The 10,210-nt window shown below is 44.6% G+C and carries 8 protein-coding genes; 7 read left to right on the top strand and 1 reads right to left on the bottom strand.

Going from position 1 to position 10,210, the window contains the following annotated elements:
• Positions 1 to 663: 663 nt before the first annotated feature.
• The 5 genes from ABCW45_RS14910 to sdaAA all read left to right on the top strand — a co-directional run bounded on the left by ABCW45_RS14910 (position 664) and on the right by sdaAA (position 5,869).
• Positions 664 to 2,148 (top strand): ATP-binding protein, encoded by a 1,485-nt coding sequence (locus ABCW45_RS14910; protein ID WP_117552456.1) that lies wholly within the window; start codon positions 664 to 666, stop codon positions 2,146 to 2,148.
• 123 nt (positions 2,149 to 2,271) lie between these two features.
• The gene (locus ABCW45_RS14905) at positions 2,272 to 2,646 is read left to right on the top strand and encodes a methionine--tRNA ligase subunit beta (protein ID WP_343221080.1); all 375 of its coding nucleotides are present in this window, start codon (positions 2,272 to 2,274) and stop codon (positions 2,644 to 2,646) included.
• Between the two features lie 102 nt (positions 2,647 to 2,748).
• On the top strand, positions 2,749 to 3,918 hold the full coding sequence (locus ABCW45_RS14900; protein ID WP_343221079.1) for a tyrosine-type recombinase/integrase: 1,170 nt from the start codon (positions 2,749 to 2,751) through the stop codon (positions 3,916 to 3,918).
• Positions 3,919 to 4,292: 374 nt separating this feature from the next.
• Positions 4,293 to 4,970, top strand: coding sequence for an L-serine ammonia-lyase, iron-sulfur-dependent subunit beta (gene sdaAB, locus ABCW45_RS14895; protein ID WP_015553802.1), 678 nt, complete (start codon positions 4,293 to 4,295; stop codon positions 4,968 to 4,970).
• 14 nt (positions 4,971 to 4,984) lie between these two features.
• Positions 4,985 to 5,869: an L-serine ammonia-lyase, iron-sulfur-dependent, subunit alpha gene (sdaAA, locus tag ABCW45_RS14890; RefSeq protein WP_117470172.1), complete on the top strand. Its 885-nt coding sequence runs from the start codon at positions 4,985 to 4,987 to the stop codon at positions 5,867 to 5,869.
• 173 nt (positions 5,870 to 6,042) lie between these two features.
• Here sdaAA and hpf read toward each other — a convergent pair whose 3' ends face one another.
• A complete protein-coding gene (hpf, locus tag ABCW45_RS14885; RefSeq protein ID WP_015553800.1) occupies positions 6,043 to 6,570 on the bottom strand; it encodes a ribosome hibernation-promoting factor, HPF/YfiA family in 528 nt (175 codons plus the stop codon).
• A 354-nt stretch (positions 6,571 to 6,924) separates the two neighbouring features.
• On the opposite strand from hpf, the gene ABCW45_RS14880 reads away from it, so the two are divergent.
• Both ABCW45_RS14880 and secA read left to right on the top strand, forming a co-directional pair.
• Complete coding sequence (locus ABCW45_RS14880; protein WP_343221078.1) at positions 6,925 to 7,197, top strand: hypothetical protein; 273 nt, start codon at positions 6,925 to 6,927, stop codon at positions 7,195 to 7,197.
• 316 nt (positions 7,198 to 7,513) lie between these two features.
• Positions 7,514 to 10,090 carry a preprotein translocase subunit SecA gene (gene secA, locus ABCW45_RS14875; protein WP_343221077.1) on the top strand — a complete coding sequence of 859 codons (2,577 nt, stop codon included), beginning with the start codon at positions 7,514 to 7,516 and terminating at the stop codon, positions 10,088 to 10,090.
• The last annotated feature ends 120 nt before the right edge of the window (positions 10,091 to 10,210 follow it).

Genomic DNA, 10,210 nt, shown 5'->3' with positions numbered 1-10,210 from the left:
GTATTATTATTTTGGAACTTCAACATAATGATGCCTCCTTTCGTTGTATTGCCTACAAATAGGATAGCACATTTTGTTGAAGTTTCTTTATATTATTTTATCTAGCACAACAGGTTAAAATAGTTAAGAATATCGAGATGTATTTTTAGTGTACGATGTGTCTAATGAGTTGATTGGATTCGATTAGACGCATATGAACGAAAAAGGACAACACGATATTGAGACCTATAAAATCCATATGGAGCCACATGGATGACTACATATTCATTAGTTTCAATGGATTTCGGTGGATTTAAAAAGAATTCACCTATGAATTTTCAGAATGTTGAGAGGAGTCCAATGGACTTCAAAGGATAGAATATACGTTCGAGTCCCGACAATGAAGTCTGTTGATAAGTTAGAATAGCTTAAAGTAAGACTTTGCAGGGTGTTTCGATGATGAAAAATTGGTCATTTACGACAGATTTACGACAAAAGTATAAAAAAGGATATTGAAAAACCTGGGAAGCGCTTGGCTAAGGTATGATTACCACCCCCTGTATATTATATATATTATTGTATTAGAAGAGAAGATGCAGAAAAGATGATAAAGAATAAATAAACTGATTAAGGATAGAATTGATGAGAAGCATTGTAAACATAGAACTCTAAGAGGTAATTGCTATGAAAGAAAACATGCTGTTTTCTGGCGAATCAAAGAATATCGAGTATAAGGTGACGGTACCTGATAAGAGCGAAAAATATATGAAAACAGTGGTGGCTTTTGCCAATGGTAAAGGTGGCAAGATTGTTTTCGGAGTAGACGATAAGACATTAGAAATTGTGGGAATGAATACGGAAAATATTTATAAAACCATGGATGCCATTACCAACGCAATTTCTGATGCGTGTGAACCAGCCATCAGACCGGATGTGGCTTTACAGACAGTTAAAGATAAAACGGTGATTGTTGTAGAAATTTTACCAGGTGCACAGCGTCCATATTATATAAAATCACAGGGGATGATTGATGGTACTTATGTAAGAGTATCTGGCACAACCAGACATGTGGAAGGGTATATGCTAAAGGAACTGATTTTAGAAGGGCAGAATCGCCACTTTGATAGTGAAATATGCCAGAACATGACGGTTTCAGATAGTGACATCAATGAACTTTGCAAAAGTATGAAAGAAACTGCTCTTGCCAACACATGGCAGGATAGTGAGAAGGCGAAGATAAAAGAGGTAACCAAGAACACATTGATTTCCTGGGGTGTACTGAAGGAGTCTGAAGGTGGTATATATCCCACAAATGCATATGCTCTTTTAACTGGAAGAATGCCACAGCAGCCTACTATCCAGTGTGGTGTGTTTAAAGGAACAAACCGTGCGTATTTTGTTGACAGGAGAGAATTTGAGGGTCCCATTCAGGAACAGATGGAAGCTGCATATCGGTATGTCCTTGAAAAAATCAATATGGGAATGACGATAAAGGGTATGTACAGACAGGATGTGTATGAATTGCCAACAGACAGCATTCGCGAGATTATTGCAAATGCTGTAGCACATCGTAGCTATCTCGAACAGGGGAGTATTCAGGTGGCATTGTTTGATGATAGACTGGAAGTAACTTCGCCTGGGATGCTCCTAAATAATGTCACCATTTCTAAAATGATGGTGGGGTATTCAAAACCGAGAAATCCTGCAATTGCAAGAGCCTTTGCCTATATGAAAATTATTGAGAAATGGGGAACCGGAATACCGAGATTGTTTGAGGCCTGTGCGGAATATGGTTTGCCTGAACCAGAACTGATTGATTTTGATGGGGATTTTAGGGTAAACATGTATCGGAAAAGAGATACGGACATAAAGACTAACACAAAAAAAGTCACTAACACTAACATAAAAACTAACACAGAAAAAGTCACTAACACTAACACAAAAACCAATACTAACATTAAAAAACAAAAAGCTAATGCGGAAACCGCAACCAGGATTCTGGAAATCATGCGAGAACAGCCAACGATTACTGTGAAGAAAATCGCAGATCAGATGCGATTATCAGTGGCCGGAGTCAGGTATCATATCAATAAAATGAAGAAAGATGGTTTGGTGGAACATGTAGGTCCTTCCAAAAAGGGTACATGGTTGCTACACGATGAATCATAGTATGTTTATTGTTGTAACGAAAAATTCAAAATTCACAGGATCAATCGAACTTGTTTACGATCATACCGCCTTAGTGTAAAATATTGTTTGAGAAGACGAGAAAAGGAGACAAAGCCAACGGAAATGGATAAAATGGCAGAGAAAGAGGAAGTAACCGCTGAGACTTCCACAGAAGATGCAGAAAAGGTTGTAGTAGAGCCTTATGATGCAGCAGATATCGATTTTGATACATTCTGCAAATCAGATATGAGAGTGGTAAAAGTAAAAGACTGTGTTGCAGTGAAAAAATCCAAAAAGCTGCTGCAGTTTACATTAGATGATGGTAGTGGAACAGATCGTACCATTCTTTCCGGAATGCATTCATATTACGAACCGGAGGAACTGGTTGGCAAGACCTTAGTTGCGATTGTCAACATCCCGCCGAGAGCTATGATGGGAATTGTATCCCATGGCATGTTTCTTTCTGCTGAATGCAAGAAGGGGAAGATGAGATTGTGAACCTGTTAATGCTGGATAATAAGATTCTGGTTGGATCCAAACTCTGCTAAACAAAAATATATCTTAAGCAAAGCTCTTTCCATGGAAATGGAAGGAGAACTTATGAAAGATTCAAGAAAAGATTCAAAGGGACGCGTTTTAAAAGACAGTGAGAGCCAGAGAAAAGATGGCAGCTACGAATATAAAGGTGCAGATGGCCGCAGGCATAGTGTGTATGCTGGAACGTTAAAGGAACTTCGGGAGAAGCGGAAACAGGCCGAGAAAAACGTGGAGGATGGAATCCTTTTTGTAAATCAGAACATCCTTTTAAATGATGTTTTTGATATCTATTTCAGTGGCAAGACGGAACTGAAAGAATCCACCAGATCGAATTATAAGTATATGTACGATAAGTTCGTACGTATGAAATTTGGAATGCGGAAAATCAGCTTGATTAAGTATTCTGATATTCGGGAATTTTATAATTACTTGATCAATGACCTGAGTTTTAAACCGAACAGCCTGGGGATTATCCATTCATTGCTGCATCCGACATTTACACTGGCGGTGAGAGATGGTTATATTCGCTGTAATCCATCAGACGGGCTTAAGGGTGATATCAAGAAAAGCCATTGTTGGGAGAAGCCACAAAGGCATGCACTGACAGAGGCAGAACAGGCAGCATTTGTTCAGTTTGTTTCAACCTCGCCGATTTATAGCCACTGGATGCCACTGTTTACATTTCTGCTTCGAACGGGATGTAGGATTGGTGAAACGATTGGTCTTCGATGGAATGATTGTGATTTTGAGAATAATGAGATTTTCATCAACCATAATGTTATTTACCGTTTCCGTGACTACGATGGTTGGCGGTTCCGTCTTACAACGCCCAAAACGAACGCTGGCAATCGTGTAGTTCCGATGCTGTCAGAGGTGAGGGAAGCGTTGCTTCAGGAACGTGAGAATCAGAAACGGTTCAAGCTGAAATCTCCGACGATAGATGGATATTCCAATTTTGTTTTTCTGAACAGGGAGCAGAATCTTCATAACCCGATGACTATAAATCGTGCAATGAAACGGATTATAAGAGATCACAATCGGGATGAAGTGAAACTGGCTGAAAAGGAAAAACGGGAGCCACTGCTGATTCGGGATTTTTCAGTTCACAATCTGAGGCACACGTTCTGTACCCGCTTCTGCGAAAATGAAACCAATCTGAAAGTCATTCAGGAAATCATGGGGCATTCGGATATCTCGACCACGATGAATATCTATGCGGAAGCAACGGCATAGAAAAATTCTTTTGCAAATCTGGAAGGAAAACTGAGACTTTCATAGTCAGAAATGATGGATTTTTTACGACAGATTTACGACAAAATTTTTCAAAATATGCCACTTTATGCCACGATATGAGAAGTTACTGCATATGCGAAAAATGGCTTAAATACGCGCTTCGCAAGCATTTATGCGGGTTCCGGGAAAATGCCGGATACAAATCCAAAATATGAAGGCAGAAGATATAACTTCTCAGAGCCTTTAAAGTGGTATGTAAAAATTCATTTTAGATAGGAATTTTTGCCATTCAGCTTATGTTTTTATGGTCAGCGCGGCAGGTGCGCAGACATGCGGAACAACAAAATACAATATGTAAAAGTGAGGAAACACGTATGAATGAGATCGGAACGTTCGACATTCTGGGGCCGAACATGATCGGACCATCAAGCTCCCACACGGCTGGGGCACTGAGGATCGCTTTTATTGCCGGAAAAATGGTGGAGAAGCCGGCGGCGGTGCGCTTTGTGCTCTACGGATCCTTCGCCCGTACCTACCATGGACACGGAACAGACCGTGCATTAGTCGGCGGAATCCTTGGATATCACCCGGATGATGAAAGGATCCGCGATTCCTTTGAGCACGCGAAAGAGGCAGGACTTGACTTTACCTTCGAGGAAAACTTCACAGATAAGGAGATCTATCCGAATACGGTGGACATTTATGTAAAGGACGAAAATGGAAATGAGATGTCCCTGCGCGGAAAGTCCATTGGCGGCGGAAATGCGGTCATCACGCGGTTAAACGGCGTCGATGTTGATCTTACCGGAAATTACAGCACCATTGTTGTCCAGCACATCGACAAAAAGGGTACGCTGGCGTTCGTGACGGCCGTTTTGAGCGCTTACGACTTAAATATCGGTTCCCTGCGCCTTTACCGCGAGAGCAAGGGCAAGATGGCCTACGCGATCATCGAGGTGGATACTATGGTCTCCAGCCAGGTGATTAACGCGCTGCGGGGGTTTGAGGCTGTGAAAAACGTTCTTTTGGTTCCGGCGATCAATCTGGACTGATGGGGGGAGAAACGATGAATTTTATAAATGGTGCAGAACTTTTAGAGTACTGCGAAAAGGAAAATAAAAAGATCTCTGAGGCCATGTTCGAGCGGGAAACCACGTTTCTGGAGCAGGATCCGGAGAAGACAAGGGCGAAAATGAAGAAAGCATGGTCCATCATGCAGGCGTCGGCGAAGAAGCCGTTAAAGGAAAATATTGTCAGCATGGGCGGCATGATCGGCGGGGAGAGCAGAAAGCTCCACACGCTGCGGGAAAATAAGAAGAATCTCTGCGGGGATGTGGTTTCAAAGGCGATCGCCTATGCGGTGGGCGTTCTCGAGGTCAACGCGTCCATGGGACTCATCGTTGCGGCACCGACGGCTGGTTCTTCTGGTGTAATTCCGGGAGTCTGCTGCTCCCTGCAGGAAAATTACGGATTTACGGATGAGGAGATCTGCCAGGCGTTATTTAACGCGGCGGCAGTGGGGTACCTCATTACGAGAAACGCCACGACAGCCGGAGCAGAGGGCGGATGTCAGGCGGAGGTGGGAGCAGCCAGTGCCATGGCAGCGTCAGCGGCTGTGGAGCTTTTCGGCGGAACACCGGCGCAGTGTCTCGACGCGGCATCCTTCGCGATCGTGAATATTCTGGGACTTGTTTGTGATCCCATCGGCGGACTTGTGGAAAATCCATGTCAGAACCGGAATGCCATGGGGGCGTCAAATGCCCTGATCTCCGCGGAACTTTCTATGGCGGGAATCAAGAGCATCACCCCGATTGACGAGACCATCGGTGTCATGTATGCGGTGGGACGGTCGATTCCGTCAGAACTCAGGGAGACTTCCATGGGCGGTATGGCGGTCGCAAAGAGCGCATGTGAGGCTTGCGCGGCATGTGCGAAGGAAACTCAAAAATGAAGAAAAGAATAGTTGGCAACTGATAAAGGGCATCTAAATATAATAAACAGGCGGTACTTAAGCTAAAATCAAGTACCGCCTGTATTTTTGCTGCCTGGCATTTCAGTCACTGTGCGGTTTCCCGCATCAGCGCTGCCGCCCGGCTATTCATTCTTATTAAGTTTCAGGATTCTTTAGAACTCCGGTTCAATAAGTCCGTAAGAGTTTCCTTTTCTCTTATAAACTACATTGACTTCGTTTGTATCAGCGTTGAGGAACATAAAGAAGTTGTGTCCTAAGAGTTCCATCTGCACGCAAGCCTCCTCGGCATCCATCGGTTTCATTGCGAAACGTTTTGTCTTTACGATATTAACGGTCTCCTCCGGCTCGGATTCTTCCTGAAGGAAGGCTTCGTTAAATGCTAAGGCGTTCTGCTTTTTGTCAACGATCTTTGTCTTATATTTCTTGATCTGACGCTCGATAATTTCTTCAACGAGATCAACAGATACATACATATCGCTGGAATCCTGCTCAGCTCGGATAATGCTGCCTTTAACAGGAATCGTAACCTCTATTTTCTGACGTCCTTTCTCTACGCTCAATGTTACCTGTACTTCAGTATCAGGAGAAAAATAGCGCTCCAGTTTTCCTAATTTACTTTCCACGGCATCTTTTAAGCCTGGTGTAATGTTGATATTTTTTCCGCTGATCGTGTAACGCATAAAATCAACTCCTTTGTTTGGGATGACTTAAGTATAACACAAAATTCTGTAAAAGACAACCAAAATACATAAAAAATGAGAAAATTTAAAAAGGTAAAAAAAGGTGTATAAAAGCTCAAAAACTATATGAAGCCTTCCCGGTTTGTCAATGGGATTGGGCAAAAAAGTTGTCGGAAATGTAAATTTTATAAGATGTTCACAAAAATAAAACAAATATTAAGGAACCGTAAAATCCACCGATGGGGAGGAAAAAACTTGTGGATAATGTGGATAACTTGGTGTATAACTGCGAAATGGCGTGAAATCGGCATTTCTCGAGGTGGACAACTTTCCACATAATTTCGGTGGATGAGTGTGGATAAAGTGGATAACCAGACAATCGAATGTATGGTTTGTGCAAGTTGTACATTTAAAGGGGAAAAGCGGCAGGAAGAGGGAAAAATAGACAGAAGTGAGGGAGAAGCCGGGGGAAGGAGTCAGGGAGATGTCGAAGAGGAAAAAATTGAATTGTCGAAAAATTGTCAAAACGGTTTTAGAAAAAACAGCAGGGATGCGGCGCAGATGGACGATGCGGCTGCGAGAAGATGTAGCAGGGAGTTTTATCGGGAATTGCGCAGGCAGAGATAAGGATTTATGTACGAAATGTTAAAATTACATGAAGTCATTGAATAAAAACCCGGAAGGTGTTAAAATATTAAGGATTGTACGATGCAGACGTATGCGGTTATGCGGTAAAATCCCGCAGGACGGAGCAGCGGACATCAAAAACGATTCAGATATAGAAACTTGTATGCAGTGGCCTGATGTGAGATGAACCATGCGTCATGTGGATAAAATCCGGCTCAGGCGTTTGAAAGACCGTGTATCCGTGGATAACTCCCGCGAGATGGATAAAAGGGTATCGCTGCATGTGTATATTTATTTATGTAGGAGAACAAAAAGAATGAATTTTGTTGAAAAAGTATTTGGTACGCACAGTGACCGGGAATTAAAGTATATCTACCCGATCATCGATAAGATCGAAAAAATGCGTCCGATGATGCAGGCGATGTCTGATGAAGAATTAAAAGATCAGACAAGAAAATTCAAAGAGCGCCTCGCACAGGGGGAGACCCTGGATGATCTTCTGCCGGAGGCATTCGCAACCGTCAGAGAGGCAGCCAAGAGAGTTTTAAAGATGGAGCACTATCCGGTACAGCTCATCGGTGGTATCGTCCTTCACCAGGGACGTATCGCTGAGATGAAGACAGGTGAAGGTAAAACTCTTGTTTCCACCTGTCCGGCATACTTAAATGCCCTGGCTGGAAAAGGTGTTCAGATCGTAACCGTCAACGACTACCTGGCAAAACGTGATGCTGAGTGGATGGGACAGGTTCATGAGTTCCTCGGCTTAAAGGTCGGCGTGGTATTAAACTCCATGACCTCCGAGGAGAGAAAAGCCGCTTACCAGTGCGACATTACTTACGTGACAAACAACGAGCTCGGTTTCGACTACCTTCGTGACAATATGGCGATCTACAAAGAGCAGATGGTACTCCGTGACCTTGACTACTGCATCATCGATGAGGTCGACTCCGTATTGATCGATGAGGCGAGAACCCCGCTTATCATTTCCGGACAGAGCGGAAAGTCCACAAAGCTCTATGAGGTCTGCGATGTCCTCGCAAAGCAGTTAGTCCGCGGTGAGGAATCCGGCGAGTTCAATAAGCTCAACGCCATCATGGGCGAGGAGATCACCGAGACCGGAGATTTCATCGTAAATGAGAAAGAGAAAGTCGTAAACCTGACAGAGCAGGGCGTAAAGAAGGTGGAGGCATTCTTCCATATCGACAACCTTGCGGATGCGGAAAATCTGGAGATCCAGCACAATATCATCCTTGCCCTCCGCGCCCATAACCTCATGTTCCGCGATAAGGACTATGTGGTCAAGGACGACGAGGTCCTGATCGTCGATGAGTTCACAGGACGTATCATGCCGGGCCGCCGTTACTCCGACGGTCTCCATCAGGCCATCGAGGCGAAGGAGCATGTAAACGTTAAGAGAGAGTCCAGAACCCTCGCGACGATCACATTCCAGAACTTCTTTAATAAGTATGCGAAAAAAGGCGGTATGACCGGTACAGCCCAGACTGAGGAGAAAGAGTTCCGTAATATCTACGGTATGGACGTTATCGTGATCCCGACAAACCGTCCGGTTATCCGTAAAGACTTAAATGACGCGGTATATAAGACAAAGAAAGAGAAATTCCACGCAGTTGTTGAGGAGATCGTAAAGGCCCACGAGAAAGGACAGCCGGTCCTCGTCGGTACGATCACCATCGAGACATCTGAGATGTTAAGCCAGATGTTAAAGAAGCGCGGGGTTCCGCATAAAGTCTTAAACGCGAAGTACCATGAGCTGGAGGCTGAGATCGTAGCGCAGGCCGGTATTCACGGCGCGGTGACGATTGCGACGAACATGGCAGGCCGTGGTACCGATATCAAGCTTGACGACGAGTCAAAGGCTCTCGGCGGCTTAAAGATCATTGGTACAGAGCGTCACGAGTCCAGACGTATCGATAATCAGCTCCGCGGACGTGCAGGACGTCAGGGCGATCCGGGTGAGTCCCGCTTCTATATCTCCCTTGAGGACGATCTGATGCGCCTCTTCGGTTCCGACAAGTTAATGAGCATGTTCAATGCCCTCGGCGTTCCGGAGAATGAGCAGATCGAGCACAAGATGTTATCTTCCGCGATTGAAAAAGCACAGCAGAAGATCGAGACGAACAACTACGGTATCCGTGAGAACCTCTTAAAGTATGATGAGGTCAACAACGAGCAGCGTGAGGTCGTATATGCTGAGCGCCGTCAGGTACTTGACGGTGAGAACATGCGTGAGCTGATCATGAAGATGCTCAACGATATCGTTGAGGGCGCTGTGGATATGTCCATCAGTGACGAGCAGACTCCGGAGAACTGGGGCTTCAAGGAATTAAATGATCTTCTTCTTCCGATCATCCCGTTAAAGCCGATCGAGCTGACTGACGAGATCAGCAAGATGAGCAAGGACGAATTCAAGCACATGTTAAAAGAACTGGCAACGAAGTTCTACGAATCCAAGGAGGCAGAATTCCCGGATGCAGAGCAGGTGCGCGAGATCGAGCGTGTCGTACTCTTAAAGGTGATCGACAATAAGTGGATGTCCCATATCGACGATATGGATCAGCTCCGCGAAGGTATCGGTTTACAGGCATACGGCAACCGTGATCCGCTGGTTGAGTACAAGATGAACGCTTACGAGATGTTCGATGATATGACAGCGGCGATCCGTGAAGATACGATCCGTATTCTTTGCCATATCCGTGTAGAGGAGAAGGTGGAGAGAGAGCCGGCTGCCAAGGTTACAGGTACAAACCGTGACGATTCCGCGGCGAGAGCTCCGCAGAGACGTCAGACACAGAAAATCTACCCGAATGATCCGTGTCCGTGCGGATCCGGCAAGAAGTACAAACAGTGCTGCGGAAGAAAACCGTTAGCATAGGATCAATACCAATTGTTTTATGAAATGATGGTCAGCGCGGAACCTCTGCGCTGACCTTGTTAAATCATTATAAGAAAGGTAACATTCCGTATGGTCCGCACAGGGAACAGGCGGCCTTGG

The organism is Pilosibacter fragilis (assembly GCF_032490495.1).
Taxonomy (GTDB): Bacteria; Bacillota; Clostridia; order Lachnospirales; family Lachnospiraceae; genus Pilosibacter; species Pilosibacter fragilis.
This window is presented reverse-complemented; position numbering and strand designations above follow the sequence as displayed.